Here is a 19,581-nt window from a genome sequence, read left to right as displayed (position 1 = left end):
TTGTCAGGCCTTCTCGGTTGTGAGCCAGGCCGCCAGCCCGAGGTAGACCAGCCCGCTGCTCACGTTCAGGCGGCGGCGCGCACGGGCGGACCCGCGCAGCCGGCCCGCCAGTGCCGATGAGAGCATCGCGTACGCGCCGTCGGACGCCATCCCCAGCACCAGCCAGAGCGCCCCGAACAGCAGGATCTGCGGGCCGACGGGCCCCACGTCCGGGTGGGTGAACAGCGGCAGGAACGTCACGAAGAAGATGGCCGTCTTGGGGTTGAGGACGTTCACCACGAAGCCCTCCCAGAACAGCCGCCGCTTCGACTGCACCTGCAGCTCCAGCACCTGCTCGCCCTCTTCGCGCTGCATCAGTTTGCGTACGCCGAGGTAGAGCAGGTAGGCCACGCCCACGTACTTCACAATGGTGAACGCCGTGGCCGAGGCCGCCAGCAGCGCGCTGAGGCCCAGCGCCGCGGCCGCGATGTGGACGAGCGAGCCCGTGTGCACGCCGAGCACCGAGATGACGCCCGCGGCACGGCCCTGGGAGACGCTCCGGGTGACGATGTAGAGGACCGCCGGTCCGGGGACCACGAGCAGGGTGAGAGTGGCCACGCAGAAGAGCGCGAGAGTCGAAATTTCCGGCATGGGGTCATCGTAGAGGCGGCGTCAAAAGACTTTCCCGCAGCGCCGCCAGCAGCGCCTCCGTGGCCGGTGGGTGGGGCGGCTCGCCGTAGACGGCGGCGTACACGTGCCGGGTCGAGCCGGGCACCTCGGCCACCTGCACGTCCGGGTTGCGGTGGGCCCGCAGCGCCAGCCCCGGCAGCATGGTCAGGCCCAGCCCGGCCGCCACCAGGGCCTGCACGGCCACGATGTCGTCGCTGGTGAACGAGATCTGCGGGGTGAATCCCGCCTTCTCGCAGATGTCCAGCAAGTGGCTCCTGCACCGGTCGCATCCCGCGATCCAGGCCGAGTCCGCGTGGTCGGCCAGTCCGCCCGCCGGACCCCTGGCCACCAGGTAGCTGGGGTCGTCGAGGAGGTGGATCATGCGGATGTCGTCGTCCTCGGGCGCGGTGTCGTCGTACCGGAAGATCACGGCCACGTCCACCCGCCCGGACCGCAGCAGCCTGAGCGCCTCCGGCGGCTCGATCTCGGTGAGCTGCAGGCGCAGCCCTGGATGAGCGGCCGACAGCAGTCCCGCGGCCTTCGGGATGAACGTGCCCAGCGCCGAGGGGAACGCGGCCAGCCGTACACGGCCCGAACGCAGCCCCACGTGCGCGGCGAGCTCCTCGGCGGTGGCGTCGAGACGGCCGATGATCTCGGCGGCCCGCTCGGCGAGCAGCCGGCCCGCCTCCGTGAGCCTGACGCCGCGCCCGACGCGCTGGACGAGCCGGGCCCCGGTCTCCGCCTCCAGCCGGGCCAGGTGGTGGCTGACCGAGGGCTGCGAGTAGTGGAGCTCCTTGGCGGCGGCGGTCAGCGAGCCCTTACGGGCGACCGCGACGAGAACGCGAAGGCGCACGACATCCAGCATTCATCGATCGTATCTATGAATGGGCCAGATAACTTCTGTTGGACCTATCGGTTGCGGTGTAGCACCGTAGAAGGGGAAGGAAGATTGTCTGCTTTCCCTAGGGGGACACCATGAATATGGCCGCCACCACCGCCGCGCGGCCCGGCCTGGACGCGCTCGTGACCGGGGTCTCCGAGATCGTGGCGCGGCGGCTCGGGCGCGCCGAGACCGCGTTCGCCGTCGCGGACCTGTTGCGCGGCCGGCTTCCCGGGCTCGACATCCTCACACCGCGCGAACGCGAGGGCTCGCCCGACGGCTACGTGTCCCGCCCGCTCCACTGCGAGGAGGACTTCTCCATCGTGAGCGTCGTGTGGCGTCCCGGCCAGGAGACGCAGATCCACGACCACGTGTCGTGGTGCGCGTTCGGCATCGTCAGCGGGATCGAGCACGAGACCCTCTACCGCGACATGGGCGATCATCTGGTCGAGATCGGGCGGGTCGACAACCGGCCCGGCGAGGTGAGCGGGTTCGCGCCGCCCGGCGACATCCACGAGGTCCGCAACACCAGCGACGAGGTGGGGCTGTCGATCCACGTGTACGGGGCGAACGTGGCCCGGCTCGGCAGCAGCGTGCGCCGCGTCTATGACCTGCCGGTGAGGTAACTCTCCAGGCGGTCGGCCAGCTCCTTCGGCCGGGCCAGCATGGGGGCGTGGCTGCCGTCGATCTCGTCGGGCGTGATGCCGAGCCGGTCGCGTACGACCCCGCGCATGAAATCGGGCGTGAAGAACCGGTCGTCCCGGCACAGCAGGAATCTCGTCGGCACGTCGGGCCACGCGTCGAGCGGCCACGGCTCTCCCATGGCCTTGTCCGCGTGGTCCCGTGACCTGGTCAGCAGCTCCTCGGCCACGTCTTCGGGCACGTCGTGCAGGAACAGGCCGATCGGGTCGGACATGTCCTTCGAGCCGAACCCCGTGTTGCCCCACCAGTCGGACGGCGGCTCGCCGGGGGCCGGGATCATGGCCGTGACCAGCACCAGAAGGTCGGCCGGCGTGCGGGCGCAGACGAGCGGCCCGACGAAGCCGCCCCACGAGTGCGCCACGACGACCAGGTCGCGCCGGCACCCGACCGCCTCCACCACCGCGTCGGCGTGGTCGAGCAGGCCGGCGGACTCGTCCTCGACCGGCAGGCTCACCGCCACGGTGTCGTGCCCGCGCTCGCGCAGCTCGGGCTCCAGCAGATGCCAGTCCCACGCGGACCCGCCGCCCCCGTGGATCAGTGCGAACGTCGCCATGCCCGTCACCCTAACCCCTCGATACGAAAATTTATTTGCGCAAATTTTCTTTCGCTTCTATGGTGGTTCCATGGCCACCGAGGAGAGTCGTCGGATCAAGGACCTCGACACGCTCAAGGCGTTGGGGCATCCACTGCGCATGAAGCTCTACCGCGCGCTCAGGGTGACGGGCGCCGCGACCGCCTCCCAGCTCGCCGACCAGGTCGACGAGGCCGTCTCGCTGGTCAGCTACCACCTGCGCAAGCTGGCCACGCACGGCCTCATCGAGGAGGCGCAGGCCCGCGGCGGCGACGCGCGCGAGCGCTGGTGGCAGTCGGCCGACGCCGGCATCAGCACCCGGGACGAGGACTTCCGCGACGCGCCGGAGCGCGCCGCCGTCCACGCTGCGGTGTCGCGGATGCACGCCCGCCAGCAGAACGAGATGTACGAGAGCTTCCTCGACACCCAGTCGGCCTGGCCCGGCGAGTGGCGCAACGCGGCCTACAGCTCCGAGTTCCTGCTCCCGCTGACCGCCGAGGAACTGCGCCGGTTGGGCGACGAGATCAACGAGGTTGTCAGGAAGTGGCGGGCGCACGGGAAGGACGCTCGCGAGGCGGGCGACGTCGAGGGTCGCGAGAACGTGGCCGTGCACACGTACGGCTTCCCGTTCCGGACCTGACCGAGGAGGGTGTGATGTATCCGGAAGTGTATCTGTTCGTGGAGCGGGCGCGAGCCCGTGAGCTGCGGTCCGACGCGCGGCGGCACGCCCGCGCGGGCGAACTGAGGGCCGCCATGCGACGGCGAGCCCGGGTGGGTGAGCTGGGGGCCGACATGCGGCGGCGAGCTCAGGTGGGTGAGCTGCGGCCCGGCGTGGAGCGCCGTCGCCCGGGCGGTTCGGTGGTCCGCGCCGTGGAGGTGCGCCTGGGCTGGGTGCTGGTGGAGGCGGGCCTGCGGCTGGTGCACCGGTATCACTGATCCGGGCCGAGTTGGTGGCGCATGGCCACGGAGTCCCTGATGGCCCAGTGCTCGACGATCCTGCCGTCACGGACGCGGATCATGTCCATTCCTCGCACTTCGTAGCGACGCCCCGAGGCGGTGTGCGTGCCGCGGCTGAGGTAGACGTTGGTCGACAGGTCATCGGTGGAGATGTTCTGCTCCACCGTGACGGACATGTCATGAAAGCCCGTCCCGCCGGACAGGGCCCGTTCCCACTTCTCCCTCCACGCCGCCAGCCCGTGGTGGTCGCCGTCCGAGCCGCCTCGGTGGTCGATCACGCCGGGGTCGACGAGCGCCAGCCCCTCGTCGATCCGCCCGGCCCCGTAGAGCTCGACGATGCGCTGATGCACCTCACCGGCCGTCGCTCCCATGCCTGCCTCCCGCATTAAGTGGGGAACTCCCCGTTTAGTTGGCGTGACTAGACTAGATGGGGAGTTCCCCACTTAGCAAGGAGACGGATGGAATCGCGTCCTCGCCGGGCGGATGCGCAGCGCAACTACGACCGGCTGCTGGCCGCGGCCGCGCAGGTCTTCGCCGAACGCGGCACCGACGCGCCGCTCGACGACGTGGCCCGCCGGGCCGGGGTCGGCAACGCCACCATGTACCGACATTTCCCCACCCGTACGGATCTGCTGGTCGCCGTCTACGCGGACGAGGTCGCCCAGCTGTGCGCCCGCGGCCAGACCCTGTCGGCCGCCGGGTCGCCGGCGCAGGCGCTGCACGAATGGCTGCGGCTCTTCATGGACCACATCGCCTCCAAGCGCGACCTGGCCCTGGCGGTCACCGGCGACAGCGGCGCCACCGCGCTGGTGGCGCAGTGGCACGCGTCCATGCTCGCCACGGCCTCGGGCCTGCTGGACGCGGCCAAGCGGGCCGGCGCCGTACGGGCGGATCTCGACGTACGCGACCTGCTGACCCTGGTCAGAGGCATCGCCCTGACCGCCGCGGACCGCGCCCAGTCCGACCGCCTCCTGGCGCTGATCGACTGGTCACGCTGATCGGCCGGCTACGGTGATCGGCTGAACCCGGCGCCCCCGACACGCCGGAACCATCCTTCTTCACTTGGCGGCGGTCGCCTGGGCGTCCTGCAGCTTCCGCATGGCCGCCTTCGCCGCCCGCTTGCTCAGGCCCGGATCGAACGTCCCGAAGAAGCCGTCGCTCACCAGCAGCATGACGCTGTTCCCGGTCCCGATGAGCACGACGTCCGCCGCGAAACTCGGCTTGGAGTTCAGGGCGGGGATCGTCTTGCGGTGCCTGATCCCGTAGGTCCAGGTGCCGAACTTGCCGATGGAGAGCTTGGTGATGCCGGCCTTGGAGGAGCCGGAGTTCGCCTTGACCCCGGCGCAGTCGCGGACCATGACCTTGCCCACGGGCTCCCAGCGGGCCAGCCGCGCGGGAGTCCCGCTGATCAGGAACTGCTTGACGCCGGACGGCTTGCCCTCCTCGTCGATGAAGGCCGCCGCCTTGCTCGTGAGAATGGGCTTCAGCGCCTTGATGGCGCTCCGGCACTTCTTCGTGTGCGCCGACTCGGAGTCCAGCGCCTCACGGATGTGCTTCGGGTTCTCCGTGTACTGCTCGCCCAGATCGCCGGGCGTGATCAGGGCCTCGCTCAACTGATCCGAGGTCAGCGGCTTGGCGGGGGCGGCGGCCACGGCGGGAGCCGTGGCGACCAGCAGGAAAGAGGCGGCGAGGCCGCCTAAGATCGCGGAACGCATGGAACGGATCTTAGGGGTCGCGCGGGCTCCCCATCCGAGGCGAGCCCGCACGACCTGTCGTCACACCCCGAGCGCGGTGGGGAGGCTGAGCTCGTGGAGGAACAGGGCCTCCGTCGTCGCCACCCGCCGTAGCTCCTCAAGGTCCACCCGCTCGTTGGGCGCGTGGATGGCCGCGTCCTCGTCCTCCGCCCCGAACAGCAGGATCTCCGCTGCGGGGAACTGCTTCAGGAGCGTGTTGACCAGGGGGATCGAGCCTCCGGCGCCCACGTCCCTGGGCGGGCGGCCGAAGGCGCGCTCCATGGCCCGGTTGAGGGCGGCGCGGGCCTTGCCACCCGAGTCCGCCTGGAAGCCCGAGCCCACCGTCAGGTCCGTGAACGACACCTGGACGCCCCACGGCGCCACCTTGCGCAGGAACTCGACCACGGCGTTCACCGTCGCCTTCGGGTCGCCCGCCGGAGGGACCCGGACGGTCACGCGGGCCCGCGCGGCGGGCTGGACCGCGTTCACCGCGCCCGAGACCGTCGGCACGTCCAGGCCCGTCACCGTGATCGCGTACGACGCCCAGAGCCGGTCGGCCAGCGAGCCCGAGCCCACCAGCGAGACGCCGTCGAGGACGCCGGCCGTCTTCCTGAACTCCTCCTCCGACGGCCCCTGCCCGAGGAAGGTGCCGCGCGGCAGGCCGGGCACGCGGATGTCGCCGTTGTCGTCGTGCAACGAGGTCAGCATGCGCATGAGGGCGGCCAGCGCGTCGGGGGCCGCGCCGCCGAACGAGCCGCTGTGCACCGGCTCCCGCAGCGTGCGCGCCTCGATGGTGAACGCCGCCATGCCGCGCAGCGAGGTCGTGACCGCCGGGTCGCCGACCCGCGGGTTGCCGGTGTCGGCCACCACGATGGCGTCGGCCCGCAGCAGGTCGGGGTTGCGCTCGACGAACGCCTCCAGGCGCTCGCCCGCGTACTCCTCCTGGCCCTCGATGATGACCTTGATGCCCACGGGGAAGCGGCCCTGGAAGGCGCGCAGGGCGGTGATGTGGGAGAGGATGCCGGACTTGTCGTCCGCGCAGCCCCGCCCGTACAGCTTGCCGTCGATCAAGGTCGGCTCGAACGGCGGAGTGCGCCACGCGGCCGGGTCGCCCGCGGGCTGCACGTCGTAGTGCGCGTACAGCAGGACCGTGGGCGCGCCGGGCGGCGCGGGGGCCTCGCCGAAGATCGCCGGGAAGCTGCCCTCGACCGGCACCTGCTGGACACGCGGCAGGCCCACGGAGCGCAGCAGCTCCTCCGTCATCGCGGCGGCGGCGAAGACCGGCTCCTCCGGATGTCCGGGGAAGGCCACGGAGGGTATGGCGGCCAGCCGCCTCAGCTCCTCGACGGCCTGGGGCATCGCGGCGGCGACGGCGCTCTCAATCTGGTCAGGAGTCACGGAAGGGTCCCCCGGGGGTCGTTATCAGAAGGTTCTGGCTGGTCTCAACATGTTGGTCTCATTGGATCACACAACGTTCCACGTGCGAGAACGCCAAAGCGGCGCTGGTGACCCGCGCGCCAATCTACATGCGGATTTCGTCGCCGTTACATAGTCGATCTGCGGATACCGATTTTCTTGCATATTGCTACGACCGATTCGCTTGGCAAATCCCCAGGTGAGCATGCAGACTGTGGGGAGTTGAGACACGAGGGAAGATAACCATGACGCAGCCGGAAAACGACGTCCTGAAGGCCGCGCAGGACAACCTGTGGTTGCACTTCACCAGGCACAGCGCCTATCAGCAGTCCGAGATCCCGACCATCGTGCGCGGTGAGGGGTCCTACGTCTACGACATCCACGGCAAGCGCTACCTCGACGGGCTGGCCGGACTCTTCGTGGTCCAGGTCGGCCACGGACGCCAGGAGCTGGCCGAGGCCGCCGCCAAGCAGGCTCAGGAGCTGGCGTTCTTCCCGCTGTGGTCCTACGCCCACCCGAAGGCCGCCGAGCTGGCCCAGCGGCTGGCCTCGTACACGCCCGGCGAGCTCAACCGCGTCTTCTTCACCACCGGCGGCGGTGAGGCGGTCGAGACCGCCTGGAAGCTGGCCAAGCAGTACTACAAGCTCATCGGCAAGCCGCTCAAGCACAAGGTCATCAGCCGCCAGATCGCCTACCACGGCACCCCGCAGGGCGCGCTGTCGATCACCGGCATCCCCGCGTTCAAGCAGATGTTCGAGCCGCTGGTGCCCGGCTCGGTCCGGGTCCCCAACACCAACCACTACCGCGCCGACGAGATCACCGGCGTCAAGGGCATGACGCCCGAGGAGTACGGCATCTGGGCGGCCGAGCGCGTGGCCCGCGCCATCGAGATGGAGGGCCCCGACACCGTCGCCGCCGTCTTCGCCGAGCCCGTCCAGAACGCCGGCGGCTGCTTCCCGCCCCCTCCCGGCTACTGGCAGCGCCTGCGCGAGATCTGCGACGAGTACGACGTGCTGCTCGTCTCCGACGAGGTCATCTGCGCCTTCGGCCGGCTCGGCACGATGTTCGGCGGCCAGAAGTTCGACTACGTGCCGGACGTCATCACCTGCGCCAAGGGCATGACCAGCGGCTACTCGCCCATCGGCGCCATGATCGCGCACGAGCGGCTGTTCGAGCCGTTCAAGGGCGGCGACGCCATGTTCGCCCACGGCTACACCTTCGGCGGCCACCCGGTCTCGTCGGCCGTGGCGCTGGCCAACCTCGACATCTTCGAGCGCGAGGACCTGCTCGGCCACGTCTCCAGGAACGAGCCGCTGTTCAAGGAGACCCTCGACGGCCTGCGCGACCTGCCGATCGTCGGCGACGTGCGCGGCTCGGGCTACTTCTGGGGCATCGAGCTGGTCAAGGACAAGGCCACCAAGGAGACGTTCTCCGCCGACGAGTCGGAGCGGCTGCTGCGCGGCTTCCTGTCCAAGGCGCTGTTCGACGCGGGCCTCTACTGCCGCGCCGACGACCGCGGCGATCCGGTCATCCAGCTGGCGCCCCCGCTGATCGCGGGGCCCGAGGAGTTCGCCGAGATCGGGTCGATACTCCGTGGCGTGCTCACCGAAGCGTGGACGCGTCTGTAGAGGCCCGACAGAACCACCCCTCAGTCCGGTACGACGGCGTGCCGGTTTCGCGAAAGGATCAACCATGAAGATCGGCGTCCCTGCCGAGGTCAAGAACCACGAATATCGCGTCGCCGCCACGCCCGCCGGAGTTCACGAGCTGGTGCGCCACGGCCACGACGTCCTGGTCCAGCGGGGTGCGGGCCTGGGCTCGCACATCCCGGACGAGGAATATCTCTCGGCGGGGGCGAAGATCCTCGACGGTGCCGACGCCGTATGGGGCGAGGCGGACATGGTGCTCAAGGTCAAGGAGCCCATCGCCGAGGAGTACCACCGGCTGCGTGAGGGCCTCGTGCTCTTCACGTACCTGCACCTGGCCGCCTCGCGTCCCTGCACGGACGCGCTGCTGAAGGCCAGGACGACCGGCATCGCGTACGAGACCGTCCAGGTGGGCAACGCGCTGCCGCTGCTCGCCCCGATGTCCGAGGTCGCCGGCCGCCTCGCGCCGCAGGTGGGCGCCTACAACCTGATGCGCTTCAACGGCGGCCGCGGCGTCCTGCCGGGCGGCGTGCCCGGCGTGGCCCCGGCCAAGGTGGTCGTGATCGGCGGCGGGGTCTCCGGCCTCAACGCCGCGCAGATCGCCGTCGGCATGGGCGCCGACGTCACCGTGCTCGACACGAACATCGACCGCCTGCGCTTCATCGACGCCATCTACCAGGGCCGGCTCAAGACGCTGGTCTCGACGGCGTACGCGATCGAGCAGGAGGTCCTGCAGGCCGACCTGGTCATCGGCGCGGTGCTGATCCCCGGCGCCAAGGCCCCGACGCTGGTCTCCAACGACCTGGTCTCGCGCATGAAGCCGGGCTCCGTGCTCGTCGACATCGCCATCGACCAGGGCGGCTGCTTCGAGGACTCGCGCCCGACCACGCACGCCGAGCCGACGTACAAGGTGCACGAGTCGGTCTTCTACTGCGTGGCCAACATGCCGGGCTCCGTGGCCAACACCTCCACGTACGCCCTGACGAACGCGACCCTCCCGTACGCGGTCAAGCTGGCCGACCTCGGCTGGCGCGAGGCGCTCAGGACGGACGCCGGCCTCGCGGGCGGGCTCAACACGCATGACGGCCTGCTCACCAACGGGCCGGTGGCCGAGGCGCTCGGCCTGCCGTTCACCCCGGTGACCGAACTGGTGTGACGAGGAGCGCCCGGGCGTGCGCCGATCAGCGCACGCCCAGGCGCTTGCGCAGGTCACGGGCCGTGGCCAGCACGTACTCGATCTCGCCGCAGCTCGGCCACGGCGCGGTCCCGGGACGCAGCAGCGTGCCGCGCACCGACGCCAGGTGCTCGATCGCGCTCGGGTGCAGCCCGCTGCGCCCCACCAGCCACCCGATCACGTCGGAGTGGTCGTGCAGCGGCCGGGTCACCAGATCCCACGTGCCGAGCACCTCGGTCAGGTCGCCCACGTCCAGCGCGGCGCCGCCCCTGCGGCCGGTGGCCGCCGCGGCCAGCTCGGCCCTGGCGGCCAGCTCCGGCTCGGCGTGCCGCCCCCACGTGGGCGGCGGCGGATCGGACAGCCATTCCTGGGCCTCGCCCAGCTCCCCGGCCACCGACAGCAGCCCGCCCAGCTCGACGGCGGCCCCGCGGTGCCCGGCCCGCGCCGCCTGCCGGAACCAGTGCTGCCCGCCCGCCAGGTCGCCGAACTCGGCGATCAGCAGCAGGCCGTAGTTGAAGGCCGCCTCGGCGTCCCCGCCGGCCGCCGCCCGGCCGAACCAGTGGCTGGCCGCCGCGCAGTCCCTCAGCTCGACGCAGACGAACCCGGCCATCCGCTGGTCGTAGCCGCGCCCGGCGCCGGCGGCCTGCTCGAACCAGGCGCGGGCGATCCGCAGGTCGCCCATGGACAGCGCGATCTCGCCGAGCTGGGAGGCGGCGCCCGGGTGCTCGCTCTTGGCGGCCAGCCGGTAGTAGGCCTCCGCGCCCTCGGGGTCGCGGCTGGCGTGCAGGTAGAGGCCCATGCAGTACGCCGAGTCCGGGTGTCCGCCCCTGGCCGCGTACTCCCACCAGCGCACGGTCTCCTCGTCGTCGCCCGTCGCGTAGGCCAGGAAGCCCAGGTCGTGCGCCGAGGCCATGTCGCCTTCCGCGGCCGCCGTGCGGTGCCACTCGCGGGCCGCCGCCAGCTCGCCGGCGTCCTCGCACATCAGCGCCAGCCTGCGGGCCGCGGTGCTGGAGCCGCCGTGGGCGGCGACCTCGTACCAGCGCCGGGCCCTGTCGGGGTCTCCGCGCTGCTCCAGCAGGAGCGTCGCCAGGTTGCTCGCCGCCTCGGCGTCGCCGGCGCCGGCCGCGAGCTCGTACCAGCTGACGGCATCCACCAGGCTGCCGTGCATCTCGTGCCAGACGCCCAGGTTGTACGCGCTGTCCAGGTTGCCGCCCTCGGCCGCCCGCTCCCACCAGTGCTTGGCGGCCGAGCGGTCGCCGTGCTGGGCATAGAGCTTGCCGAGCCGGTGCGCGGCCTGCGCGTCGCCGGCTCCCGCGGCGGCCAGCAGCTCGGGCTCGTCTCCCACGCGCGGCGCCGGTACGGACGGCGCCGCGACCTCTCCTTGCCAGGCCATGGCGACCAGCGTGGCACGTGATCGCGTGATCACGAACGGTAATCGCCGACATGGCGTCACGAGAAGTCGATGAAGCCCGTGTACATGCCCATCCCGCACACGTACCGCAGTGCGCCCTTCGGCTGCGGCGGCAGGCGTACGGTGGCCGGCAGCGCGACGTCGCGCCCGCCGATCGTGACCGTGCCGGTGCACCCCCGGTCGACCAGCTTGAACACCACCTCGACCGGCGCTCCGGCGCGGGCCGCCACGACGGCCGGCCGGTAGCCCTCGCGGGTCGCCCAGACCGTCACGATCTGCTCGCCGGGGCCCGGCGCGGCGGGCAGGGGCCTGGACGCGGCCGGCGGCGTGCCGCCGATCCAGCCGCCCAGGGTGAGCCCGGCGCCGACGGTCCAGAGCCCGGCGGCGACGGCCACGACCGCGGCGAGCCGGGCCAGCCGGGTGCGCGAGACGCGCCGCAGCACGTACCCGAGCAGCGCGAACGCCGGAGCAGTGCCGAGCACGAACCCCGCCATGGCCGCCGCCCCCGCCACCGGGGAGCCGCTGGAGATCGCGATCATCTCCATGCCGAGGGTCACGCCGCAGGGCACCAGGATGGTGGCCGCGCCCAGCAGCGGCGCCTTGTAGCGCGAGGGGGCGCCGGCCTCGGGCTTGGCCGCGCAGTGACCGCGCCGCATCAGCCGGACGGCGAAGACGATCACGGTGAGCCCGGCCGCGACGAGCAGCACCGCGCGGGCCGCGGGCGGGAGGCTGACGGCCGAGCCGAGCAGCCCGAGCAGCGCTCCGGCCGTGGTGTACGAGGCCAGCCGCCCCGCCAGGAACCAGCCGACCAGCGCGGGATCGCGCCCGTGGCAGTGATCGACCAGGCCCATGAGCAGGCTGCCCTGCGCCGCGGTGCACGAGGCCGTCCCCGCCACCAGCCCGGCGGCGACTCCGCCGGCCAGCAGGGTGACGGCGCTCAGCGGGCGAGCGCCAGACTGTCCAGAGACCCGCTCTTGGCGGCCTCGACGATCGAGCCGAACTGGTCGAGGCTCATCTCCACGCGCTGCCCGAAGTCGTCGGTGATGACCACCTGGCGCTCGACGGGCGCCGTTTCGTCCACGAACAGCTCGGGGCACCCGCAGCTGCACTGGCCGCAGAACTTGGCGACGGATCGCATACCTGTCCCCGCTCTCGATGTATCCGGTACACGAACCGTAACGCCGGTCCCTGAATGCGGCCAGTGACAGTAATTGCACCCTTAGTGATGTTTAGGATGTCCAGCCCTTGAGAACGGACACCTTCTCGAAGTACTCGTCCTCGCTCATCTCGCCGCGGGCGTACCGCTCGGCGAGGATCCGCTCCGCCGCGGCGGTGGGCGATGCGGCAGCCGCGACGTGCGCGTGGCGCGGCCCCCACCAGCCCTTGTGCCGGGCCGTGATGGCCAGCGCGACGACGGCGACCCAGAACAGGCCCCAGAAGAACGGGATGATCGGCCAGAAGCTGTGCATGTCTCCTCCTTGACGTGATGCCTTTCAGCGTGCCGGTCGGAGGGGCGGGCCGAATCGCACGTCAGGCCCTGTTCGGAGTCAACCCGGGGGAGTGTTCACGCGGGTCGCCCGTACGCCTGTGGGGGTAGTGCGCCGGTGCGTTTGACCGTCCGGAGGACGGGGGCGGTCTCCAGCGTCTGGACGGCGTCCAGGGCGCTCACCCGTTCGGTGAGGTAGCGGTACAGGTCGGCGTTGTCGCGGCAGATGGCGGTGGCGAGGAGGTTGGTCGGGCCGGTGGTGACGCTGGCGAAGGAGATCTCGGGGTGGCCCGCGAGGGCCCCGGCCACGTGGAGCAGCTCGGAGGGGCGCACGGCCATCCACAGCCGGGCCTCGGCGCGGTAGCCGAGCAGCCTGGGGGAGTAGTCGAGCTGGATGGTGAGCGCGCCGGACCCGCGCAGCCGGCGCAGCCGGCGCTTGGCCGCGGCCTCCGACCAGCCGGTGGCCCTGGCCAGCTCCGTGTACCCGGCCCGGCCGTCCCTGGCCAGCACGTCCAGGAGGCGGTGGTCCTCCTCTTGGAGGACGATGCCGTCCGATCCGGTACGCGGCTCGGGGCGCAGCAGGTCGGCCTGCTCCGCGGTGAGCCAGGCCAGGCCCTGCCAGCCGTCGGGCAGGGCGAAGCCGCGCAGGAGCGAATGCGCGGTCATGGACAGGACGCGGCTGGTCCGGGGCAGCTTCTCCAGCAGGACCGTGTCGGGCGACTGGGCGAAGCACGAGATCTCGGTGCCGCCGGACAGCAGGTGCACCCAGTACGTGTCGGGCCTCCTGGCCAGGGCCTCGGCGATGGCGGTGCCCGCGTCGGGCGTGCAGCGTACGCGGATGGTCCACGGCGTGTAGCCGAGGAGCGCGCCGTCGAGGCCGCCCACCACCCTGATCACGCCGGCCGCCGTGAGCCTGCGGTAGCGGCGGGCGACGGTCTGCTCGGAGACGCCGAGCACGTCGGCGATCCTGGCGAAGGGGGCGCGGCCGTCGAGCTGGAGCGCGTGCACCAGACCGCGGTCCACGCCGTCGAGTTCGGCGGATTCCACCCGTTCAGGCTAATGCTCTGGAGGAAAGCCACCGAAATATCGTGAAAAATTGGGGCAGCTTCGGCCCGCGGGCCAACCTTGGACCCATGATTCTCGTCACAGGAGCCACCGGAAACGTCGGCCGCCAGGTCGTCCACCAGCTCGTCGAGGCGGGCCACCCCGTACGCGCCATGACCCGTGACCCCTCCTGGGCGGCCCTGCCGGCGGCCGTCGAGGTGGTCAAGGGCGACCACGAAACCATCGACCGGTGCCTGGACGGCGTCGAGTCGGTCTTCCTCATCTGGCCCTTCCACACCGCGGACCTCGCCCCCGCCGTGGTCGGCGCGATCAGGCGGCACGCCCGCCGCGTCGTCCTGCTCTCCTCGGGCGCGGTACGCGACCAGCCCGACTCGTCCGTCGGCCTTTCGCACAACGAGCTCGAACAGCGCGTCGAGCAGTCGGGCCTGGCCTGGACCATGCTCTGGCCCAGCACGTTCGCCGCGAACGCGTTGTGGTGGCGCGACCAGATCCGCTCGGGAGACGTGGTGCGCGGCGCGTTCGGCGCGCTGCCGATGGCGATGCTGCACGAGCGCGACATCGCCGCCGTGGCCGTACGGGCGCTGACCAGGGACGGCCACGACGGGGCCCGCTGCGCGCTGACGGGGCCGCAGGTGCTGACCCAGGTCGAGCAGGTGCGGATCCTCGGCGACGCGCTCGGGCGCCCGCTGCGCTGGCAGGAGCTCAGCCGGGAGGAGGAGCGGCAGCGGCTGCTGGCCGACGACTCCTTCCCCGACTCGTTCGTGGACGCGCTGCTCGACGGCTACGCCCAGATGCTCGACGGCCCGCCACCTGTCCTGACGAACACGGTCGAGGAGGTGACGGGCCGGCCCGCGCGGTCCTTCGCCGAATGGGCGAAGGACCACGTGGGCGACTTCTAGGGAGCCACCACCAGCGCGCTGCCGCCGCCGCGGCGGACAGGCTCGGCGGCGGCCTGGATCCGGCCCCGGCCGACGAACTCCAGCGCCGTCGCCGCCCCGATCTCCGGGTTGAGCGCGAAGCTGTGCCCCTTGGCCTCCAGCTCGGTCCGGTACTTGTCCAGGAACGCCTGCTCGGCCTGGGTCTGCGCGGTGTTGCGCTGCGTGGCGCGCGGCGCGGCGAGCGCGTCCGGCAGGCTCATTCCGAACTCGTACCGGTTGACCAGGATCTGCAGCACGGTCGTGATGATGGTCGAGCCGCCCGGCGACCCGACCGCCAGGACCGGCCTGCCGTGCTCGAACACCAGCGTCGGCGACATCGACGAGCGGGGGCGCTTGCCGGGGCCGGGCAGGTTGGGGTCGCCGGGCGCCGGGCCGAACGTGAAGTCGGTCAGCTCGTTGTTGAGCAGCACGCCGCGTCCGGGCACCACGATGCCGTTGCCGCCGGTGGACTCGATGGTCAGGTTGTAGGCGATCACGTTGCCCCAGCGGTCGGCGATGACGAGATGGGTGGTCTCGGGGCCTTCGTCCGCGATCGGGGTGGCGGTGCCGGTGGGCTGGGCGCAGGGCTCGTACGAGCCGTCCGGGTTGCCGGGGGCGGCCGGGTGGGCCGTGGCCCGGTCGCCGATCAGGCAGGCCCGCTCCTTGGCGAAGCCGTCGGACAGCAGCTCCTTGAGCGGCACGCCGGGAATGTCGCCGACGTACTTGCCGCGGTCGGCGAAGGCCAGCCGGGACGCCTCCAGGTATTCGTGCAGGCCCACCTGAGGAAGGGCCTCAAGGATGTTGAGCGCCTCGCCGACCGTCGAGCCGCCGGAGGACGGGGGCGCCATGCCGTACACGTCCTTGCCCTTGTAGGAGATCTTGGTGGGCTCGCGCAGGAGCGCGCGGTAGGCCCGCAGGTCGGACAGCTCCATCAGGCCCGGCCGGACGTTGCGGGTGCTGCCGGGGGTGACCGGCGGTTGCTTGACGGTGGCCACGATCTCCTGGCCGAGCCGGCCGCCGTAGAGCCAGCCGGGGCCGCGCTTTCCGAGCTCGCGGTACGTGGCCGCCAGCTCGGGGTTCCTGAACACCGAGCCGACGGGCGGTGGGGCGCCGTTGGGGAGGTAGAGCTTGGCCGTGGAGGTGATGTCCTTGAACCGGGCCGCGTTGTCGGCGGTCTGCTGGTGGAAGGTCTGGTCGACGACGAAGCCCTTGGAAGCCACGTCGATGGCGGGCTGGAGGGCCTCTTTGAGGGAGATCGTGCCGAACTTGCGGAGGGCCAGGTCCCAGTTCGCGACCGTGCCGGGAATGCCCGCCGACAGGCCGCTGGTGACGCCCTCCTCGAACGGGATGCCTTCTAACGTGGTCGAGGTCATGGCCTGCGGGGCGGTCTCACGGCCGTCGATCGTGAAGACCTTGCGCTGCCTGGCGTCGTAGTACACCATGAAGCCGCCGCCGGCCAGGCCCGCGGAGTACGGCTCCGTGACGCCCAGCACCGCGCCCGCGGCGACGGCGGCGTCGACGGCGTTGCCTCCCCTCCTGAGCACGGCGATGGCGGCCTTGCTCGCGTCGAGGTCGACGGTGGCGACGGCGCCGCCGTACCCCTCCGCGACCGGGACCTTCTGCTGTGGCCCGGCCAGCGCGGGCGGGGCCGACACGAGCGTGATGAGGACTGCTGCTGCGGGGACGATCACTCGGCGCATGGTCCCTACGATGGCCCACGTACGCCCGTCGCGGTAGGGCCCCCTCACACGCTGGGATGATGCGCAGGTCAGAGCGCTGATCTAGCGTAGGGGTCGTGCGAGGAAAGTTCGGATTCGATCCTTATCTCGCCCTCATCGTGGCGGCCGCCCAGTTCGTCATCGCCAAGGGGGCGTCCTGGGGGCAGCGGTTTCTCAGGGAGCCGCTCGACCCTTACGCGTACGGGCTGCTGCTGATCGGGCCGCTGGCGATCCTGCTGCACCGCCGTTTCCCGCTGCTCACCACCGCCGCCGCGCTCGGCGCGTGCGATCTCTACCTGGCCGGCGGGTACGCCTACGGCCCCAGCTTCATCAGCCCCGCGATCCTGCTGTTCCTGCTGGTCACGCGGGGCAAGCGGGCGATGGCCTGGTTCATGGCGGGGATGACGGTGCTGTCGTTCCTCACCTACGCCTGGCTGATCGGCAACCGCGACCTCTTCCACAGCGTGTGGATCCTCACGTTCATCATGCTGCTCATGGTCGTGGCCGAGCTGGTCAGGATCGTCAGGGAGCGCCGGGCCGAGCGTGAGCGCGTCGCCGAGGAGGAGGCCAGGCGGCAGGCCAGCGAGGAGCGGCTGACCATGGCGCAGGAGCTGCACGACGTGCTCGCGCACAACATCTCGCTCATCCACGTGCAGGCGTCCACCGCGCTGCACCTCATCGACGACAACCCCGACCACGCCAAGACCGCTCTGGCCACCATCAAGACGGCGTCCAAGGAGGTTCTGGGCGAGATGCGCTCGGTCCTGAACGTCCTTCGCGAAGGGGCGCCCCGTTCCCCCACGGCCGGGCTCGACCGCCTCGACGACCTGATCGAGCGCTCGGGCATGGACGTGACGCTCAAACGCGCCGGCTCGCGGCCGTTGCCGCCGCAGGTGGAGCGGGCCGCGTACCGGATCGTGCAGGAGTCGCTGACCAACGCCGCCAGGTACGCGCCCGGCTCGTCGGTGAGCGTGCGCCTGGAGTACGGCGAGCACGAGCTGGCCATCCACGTCACGGACTCCGGCGCGACGACCGCCCCCGTGCTGTCCGAGGCGGGCAGCGGCAACGGCATCCCCGGCATGCGCGAGCGGGCCTCCGCGCTGGGCGGCACGCTGGTCGCCGGGCCGTCCGGCACGGGGTTCCAGGTCGAGGCCCGGCTGCCACTACCCGAGGAGACCTCATGATCAAGGTGCTGCTGGCCGACGACCAGGCGCTGGTCCGGGCGGGCTTCAAGGCGCTGCTCGACGCCCAGCCGGACATGACCGTGGTGGCCGAGGCCTCCGACGGCGCCGAAGCGGTCCGGCTGGCGGGCGAGCACCAGCCGGACGTGGTGCTGATGGACATCCGCATGCCCGGCATGGACGGCCTGACCGCCACCCGGCAGATGCCGCAGGGGCCGCACATCATCATCCTGACGACGTTCGAGCTGGACGAGTACGTCTTCGAGGCGCTGCGCGGCGGGGCCAGCGGCTTCCTGGTCAAGGACACCGAGCCGGCCGAGCTGATCCAGGCCGTCCGGGTGGTGGCGGCGGGGGAGGCGCTGCTGTCGCCGAGCGTGACGCGCCGGCTGATCGCCGAGTACGCCTCCCGGGCCAAGGAGCCCGTCGCCGCCGACGGCCTCGACCAGCTCACCGAGCGCGAACGCGAGGTGCTCGGCCTGGTCGGGACCGGCATGACGAACGACGAGATCGCGGCCAAGCTGTTCATGTCACCGGCGACGGCCAAGACGCACGTGAGCCGCGCCATGATGAAGCTGCACGCCCGCGACCGCGCCCAGCTCGTGGTGATCGCCTACGAATCGGGCCTGGTCAAGCCGGGGTGGCTGTGAGCCCGAACCACTCCTGGGCCGCTTCGGCGAGCCCGTCGGTGCCCGCCCAGGCGACGTAGCCGTCGGGGCGGATCAGCAGCGCGTCGGCGGGCGGGTCGTCGGCGCGGGCCCTGACCACGTCGATCCAGTCGTCGTCCAGCGTCGCGCCGCCGCCCAGGTCGAGCAGCACGGGCCGGCCCTCGCGCATGAGCTCGGCCACCCGCCGCCCGCCGGACAGCGCCAGATCCGGGACGAACCGGCCCACCAGCGGGTGCGCCGCCGGGCCGTACCGGACGCCGGAGTCGTGCAGCAGCCCGGCCACGTGCCGCAGCGGCTCCTCGAAGGCGAACACCTCGGTGAGCAGCTCCCGCAGCGCCGCCCCGTCCTCACCCTCCAGCCGGTCGAGCACCGCCTGTGCCCGCGTCTGCATGAGGGCGCGCTCGGCGACCGGCCGCCGCTCGGACTCGTACGTGTCCAGGAGCCCGTCGGAGGCCCGCCCCAGGAGCGCGGCGGCCAGCTTCCAGCCGAGGTTGGCCGCGTCCGTCATGCCGACGTTGAGCGCCGAGCCGCCCGCGGGGAACAGGTGCGCGGCGTCCCCGGCCAGGAACACCCGCCCCGCCCGGTACCGCTCGGCCAGCCGCGCCTGCGCGACCGTGCTGGACAGCCAGATCGGCTCGCCCAACGGCAGGTCCCGGCCCAGCACGCGGCGCACGGCCGCCCGGAAGTCCTCCGGTGTCACGGGGCCGTCGCCGGGAGCCCCCTTCTCGCGCACGCCGGCGATCAGCACGCCGTGCTGGAGCGAGGTGAGCAGCAGGCGGCCGTTCGGGGTGCGGTTCCAGCCGGGCGCCAGGCCGTCGGTCTCCAGTGCCTCGAAGACGCCCGTGTCCGCGCCGGTCGCGAAGTGCCCGAGGCGCAGCACCTCGTCGTCGGTCGTGCCGGGGAAGCCGATCCCGGCCTCCCGCCGTACGCTGCTGCGCCCGCCGTCGCAGCCCACGACGTAGCGGGCCCGCATCCGCGTGCCGTCCGTGCGCTCCAGTGTCACCCCCTCCTCGTCCTGGGCCAGGGAGAGCACCTCGCACCCCCGCCTGATCTCGGCTCCGAGCTCCTTGGCGCGCTCGGCGAGCAGTTGCTCCATCCGCGGCTGCTGGATCATCAGCAGCCGTAACGGCAGGTCGGCCGCCCCCACGAAGCGCAGCGGCACCGAGCCGAACGGGAACCCGGGCGGCCGCCCGGCGAACGGGCTGCCCGCGCTGAAGCGCTCCAGCAGGCCGCGGTGGTCGAGCAGGTCGACGATCTGCCCGCCCAGACCGTTGGCCCTGGGCAGCTCGCTCGGTTCCGGCCTCTTGTCCAGCACGATCGGGCGGACTCCCGCCAGGCCCAGCTCGCACGCGAGCATGAGCCCCACGGGTCCCGCCCCCACGATCAACACGTCATCCATGCCTGTCAGGCT

The 19,581-nt window shown here is 71.7% G+C and carries 22 protein-coding genes; 9 read left to right on the top strand and 13 right to left on the bottom strand.

Annotated features, from left to right (window positions below):
• Window positions 1–3 precede the first annotated feature (3 nt).
• Window positions 4–630 (bottom strand): LysE family translocator, encoded by a 627-nt coding sequence (locus tag ACWDRB_RS14330; RefSeq protein ID WP_397368210.1) that lies wholly within the window; start codon window positions 628–630, stop codon window positions 4–6.
• A 4-nt stretch (window positions 631–634) separates the two neighbouring features.
• Window positions 635–1,513, bottom strand: coding sequence for a LysR family transcriptional regulator (locus ACWDRB_RS14325; RefSeq protein ID WP_449893873.1), 879 nt, complete (start codon window positions 1,511–1,513; stop codon window positions 635–637).
• A gap of 110 nt (window positions 1,514–1,623) precedes the next feature.
• Here ACWDRB_RS14325 and ACWDRB_RS14320 point away from each other — a divergent pair, with 110 nt between their 5' ends.
• Complete coding sequence (locus ACWDRB_RS14320) at window positions 1,624–2,154, top strand: cysteine dioxygenase (RefSeq protein ID WP_449893871.1); 531 nt, start codon at window positions 1,624–1,626, stop codon at window positions 2,152–2,154.
• Here ACWDRB_RS14320 and ACWDRB_RS14315 read toward each other — a convergent pair.
• Window positions 2,133–2,783 carry an alpha/beta fold hydrolase gene (locus tag ACWDRB_RS14315; RefSeq protein WP_449893869.1) on the bottom strand — a complete coding sequence of 217 codons (651 nt, stop codon included), beginning with the start codon at window positions 2,781–2,783 and terminating at the stop codon, window positions 2,133–2,135. The two genes, ACWDRB_RS14320 and ACWDRB_RS14315, sit on opposite strands and share 22 nt — an antisense overlap.
• Before the next feature lie 70 nt (window positions 2,784–2,853).
• On the opposite strand from ACWDRB_RS14315, the gene ACWDRB_RS14310 reads away from it, so the two are divergent.
• Both ACWDRB_RS14310 and ACWDRB_RS14305 read left to right on the top strand, forming a co-directional pair.
• Window positions 2,854–3,441 carry an ArsR/SmtB family transcription factor gene (locus ACWDRB_RS14310; protein ID WP_449893867.1) on the top strand — a complete coding sequence of 196 codons (588 nt, stop codon included), beginning with the start codon at window positions 2,854–2,856 and terminating at the stop codon, window positions 3,439–3,441.
• Window positions 3,442–3,455: 14 nt separating this feature from the next.
• Window positions 3,456–3,737, top strand: coding sequence for a hypothetical protein (locus ACWDRB_RS14305; protein ID WP_449893864.1), 282 nt, complete (start codon window positions 3,456–3,458; stop codon window positions 3,735–3,737).
• On the opposite strand, the gene ACWDRB_RS14300 is transcribed toward ACWDRB_RS14305, so the two are convergent.
• The gene (locus ACWDRB_RS14300; protein WP_449893862.1) at window positions 3,731–4,129 is read right to left on the bottom strand and encodes an ester cyclase; all 399 of its coding nucleotides are present in this window, start codon (window positions 4,127–4,129) and stop codon (window positions 3,731–3,733) included. The two genes, ACWDRB_RS14305 and ACWDRB_RS14300, sit on opposite strands and share 7 nt — an antisense overlap.
• Before the next feature lie 87 nt (window positions 4,130–4,216).
• Between ACWDRB_RS14300 and ACWDRB_RS14295 the strand changes: the two genes are divergently transcribed.
• On the top strand, window positions 4,217–4,756 hold the full coding sequence (locus ACWDRB_RS14295) for a TetR/AcrR family transcriptional regulator (protein ID WP_449893860.1): 540 nt from the start codon (window positions 4,217–4,219) through the stop codon (window positions 4,754–4,756).
• Between the two features lie 60 nt (window positions 4,757–4,816).
• On the opposite strand, the gene ACWDRB_RS14290 is transcribed toward ACWDRB_RS14295, so the two are convergent.
• Entirely contained in the window at window positions 4,817–5,473 is a 657-nt protein-coding gene (locus tag ACWDRB_RS14290) for a hypothetical protein (RefSeq protein ID WP_449893858.1), read from the bottom strand.
• Between the two features lie 60 nt (window positions 5,474–5,533).
• The gene (locus ACWDRB_RS14285; protein ID WP_397368198.1) at window positions 5,534–6,889 is read right to left on the bottom strand and encodes a dipeptidase; all 1,356 of its coding nucleotides are present in this window, start codon (window positions 6,887–6,889) and stop codon (window positions 5,534–5,536) included.
• Window positions 6,890–7,152: 263 nt separating this feature from the next.
• On the opposite strand from ACWDRB_RS14285, the gene ACWDRB_RS14280 reads away from it, so the two are divergent.
• Both ACWDRB_RS14280 and ald read left to right on the top strand, forming a co-directional pair.
• A complete protein-coding gene (locus tag ACWDRB_RS14280) occupies window positions 7,153–8,535 on the top strand; it encodes an aspartate aminotransferase family protein (RefSeq protein ID WP_449893855.1) in 1,383 nt (460 codons plus the stop codon).
• A 64-nt stretch (window positions 8,536–8,599) separates the two neighbouring features.
• A complete protein-coding gene (gene ald, locus ACWDRB_RS14275) occupies window positions 8,600–9,709 on the top strand; it encodes an alanine dehydrogenase (RefSeq protein ID WP_449893853.1) in 1,110 nt (369 codons plus the stop codon).
• Window positions 9,710–9,734: 25 nt separating this feature from the next.
• On the opposite strand, the gene ACWDRB_RS14270 is transcribed toward ald, so the two are convergent.
• From ACWDRB_RS14270 to ACWDRB_RS14250, 5 genes are all read right to left on the bottom strand, one after another.
• The gene (locus ACWDRB_RS14270) at window positions 9,735–11,120 is read right to left on the bottom strand and encodes a tetratricopeptide repeat protein (protein ID WP_449893851.1); all 1,386 of its coding nucleotides are present in this window, start codon (window positions 11,118–11,120) and stop codon (window positions 9,735–9,737) included.
• Window positions 11,121–11,176: 56 nt separating this feature from the next.
• Complete coding sequence (locus tag ACWDRB_RS14265) at window positions 11,177–12,034, bottom strand: urease accessory protein UreH domain-containing protein (RefSeq protein WP_449893849.1); 858 nt, start codon at window positions 12,032–12,034, stop codon at window positions 11,177–11,179.
• A 41-nt stretch (window positions 12,035–12,075) separates the two neighbouring features.
• Window positions 12,076–12,276, bottom strand: coding sequence for a hypothetical protein (locus ACWDRB_RS14260; RefSeq protein ID WP_449893847.1), 201 nt, complete (start codon window positions 12,274–12,276; stop codon window positions 12,076–12,078).
• A gap of 91 nt (window positions 12,277–12,367) precedes the next feature.
• On the bottom strand, window positions 12,368–12,607 hold the full coding sequence (locus tag ACWDRB_RS14255) for a hypothetical protein (RefSeq protein WP_449893845.1): 240 nt from the start codon (window positions 12,605–12,607) through the stop codon (window positions 12,368–12,370).
• Between the two features lie 95 nt (window positions 12,608–12,702).
• Window positions 12,703–13,671 (bottom strand): Lrp/AsnC family transcriptional regulator, encoded by a 969-nt coding sequence (locus tag ACWDRB_RS14250; RefSeq protein ID WP_449893843.1) that lies wholly within the window; start codon window positions 13,669–13,671, stop codon window positions 12,703–12,705.
• Window positions 13,672–13,757: 86 nt separating this feature from the next.
• Here ACWDRB_RS14250 and ACWDRB_RS14245 point away from each other — a divergent pair, with 86 nt between their 5' ends.
• Window positions 13,758–14,588 (top strand): NAD(P)H-binding protein, encoded by an 831-nt coding sequence (locus tag ACWDRB_RS14245; protein WP_449893841.1) that lies wholly within the window; start codon window positions 13,758–13,760, stop codon window positions 14,586–14,588.
• Here the strand turns inward: ACWDRB_RS14245 and ggt are convergent.
• Window positions 14,585–16,306, bottom strand: a complete 1,722-nt coding sequence (gene ggt / locus ACWDRB_RS14240) for a gamma-glutamyltransferase (protein WP_449893838.1) — start codon at window positions 16,304–16,306, stop codon at window positions 14,585–14,587. The genes ACWDRB_RS14245 and ggt overlap by 4 nt on opposite strands.
• 95 nt (window positions 16,307–16,401) lie before the next feature.
• Here ggt and ACWDRB_RS14235 point away from each other — a divergent pair, with 95 nt between their 5' ends.
• Complete coding sequence (locus ACWDRB_RS14235; RefSeq protein WP_449893836.1) at window positions 16,402–17,508, top strand: sensor histidine kinase; 1,107 nt, start codon at window positions 16,402–16,404, stop codon at window positions 17,506–17,508.
• The gene (locus ACWDRB_RS14230; protein WP_350728509.1) at window positions 17,505–18,152 is read left to right on the top strand and encodes a response regulator transcription factor; all 648 of its coding nucleotides are present in this window, start codon (window positions 17,505–17,507) and stop codon (window positions 18,150–18,152) included. The genes ACWDRB_RS14235 and ACWDRB_RS14230 overlap by 4 nt, the downstream gene beginning before the upstream one ends.
• Here the strand turns inward: ACWDRB_RS14230 and ACWDRB_RS14225 are convergent.
• Window positions 18,133–19,569, bottom strand: coding sequence for an FAD-dependent oxidoreductase (locus tag ACWDRB_RS14225; RefSeq protein ID WP_449893833.1), 1,437 nt, complete (start codon window positions 19,567–19,569; stop codon window positions 18,133–18,135). The genes ACWDRB_RS14230 and ACWDRB_RS14225 overlap by 20 nt on opposite strands.
• Between the last annotated feature and the right edge of the window lie 12 nt (window positions 19,570–19,581).

The organism is Nonomuraea sp. NPDC003707 (genome assembly GCF_053587055.1).
Note: the sequence above shows the minus strand (reverse complement) of the source record. Positions and strands in the feature narration are given on the sequence as shown.

Coding starts and splice junctions, on each gene's coding strand:
- ACWDRB_RS14330 (WP_397368210.1), bottom strand. CDS start 630: ATGCCGGAAATTTCGACTCTCGCGCTCTTCTGCGTGGCCACTCTCACC.
- ACWDRB_RS14325 (WP_449893873.1), bottom strand. CDS start 1,513: ATGCTGGATGTCGTGCGCCTTCGCGTTCTCGTCGCGGTCGCCCGTAAG.
- ACWDRB_RS14320 (WP_449893871.1), top strand. CDS start 1,624: ATGAATATGGCCGCCACCACCGCCGCGCGGCCCGGCCTGGACGCGCTC.
- ACWDRB_RS14315 (WP_449893869.1), bottom strand. CDS start 2,783: ATGGCGACGTTCGCACTGATCCACGGGGGCGGCGGGTCCGCGTGGGAC.
- ACWDRB_RS14310 (WP_449893867.1), top strand. CDS start 2,854: ATGGCCACCGAGGAGAGTCGTCGGATCAAGGACCTCGACACGCTCAAG.
- ACWDRB_RS14305 (WP_449893864.1), top strand. CDS start 3,456: ATGTATCCGGAAGTGTATCTGTTCGTGGAGCGGGCGCGAGCCCGTGAG.
- ACWDRB_RS14300 (WP_449893862.1), bottom strand. CDS start 4,129: ATGGGAGCGACGGCCGGTGAGGTGCATCAGCGCATCGTCGAGCTCTAC.
- ACWDRB_RS14295 (WP_449893860.1), top strand. CDS start 4,217: ATGGAATCGCGTCCTCGCCGGGCGGATGCGCAGCGCAACTACGACCGG.
- ACWDRB_RS14290 (WP_449893858.1), bottom strand. CDS start 5,473: ATGCGTTCCGCGATCTTAGGCGGCCTCGCCGCCTCTTTCCTGCTGGTC.
- ACWDRB_RS14280 (WP_449893855.1), top strand. CDS start 7,153: ATGACGCAGCCGGAAAACGACGTCCTGAAGGCCGCGCAGGACAACCTG.
- ald (WP_449893853.1), top strand. CDS start 8,600: ATGAAGATCGGCGTCCCTGCCGAGGTCAAGAACCACGAATATCGCGTC.
- ACWDRB_RS14270 (WP_449893851.1), bottom strand. CDS start 11,120: ATGGCCTGGCAAGGAGAGGTCGCGGCGCCGTCCGTACCGGCGCCGCGC.
- ACWDRB_RS14260 (WP_449893847.1), bottom strand. CDS start 12,276: ATGCGATCCGTCGCCAAGTTCTGCGGCCAGTGCAGCTGCGGGTGCCCC.
- ACWDRB_RS14255 (WP_449893845.1), bottom strand. CDS start 12,607: ATGCACAGCTTCTGGCCGATCATCCCGTTCTTCTGGGGCCTGTTCTGG.
- ACWDRB_RS14245 (WP_449893841.1), top strand. CDS start 13,758: ATGATTCTCGTCACAGGAGCCACCGGAAACGTCGGCCGCCAGGTCGTC.
- ggt (WP_449893838.1), bottom strand. CDS start 16,306: ATGCGCCGAGTGATCGTCCCCGCAGCAGCAGTCCTCATCACGCTCGTG.
- ACWDRB_RS14230 (WP_350728509.1), top strand. CDS start 17,505: ATGATCAAGGTGCTGCTGGCCGACGACCAGGCGCTGGTCCGGGCGGGC.
- ACWDRB_RS14225 (WP_449893833.1), bottom strand. CDS start 19,569: ATGGATGACGTGTTGATCGTGGGGGCGGGACCCGTGGGGCTCATGCTC.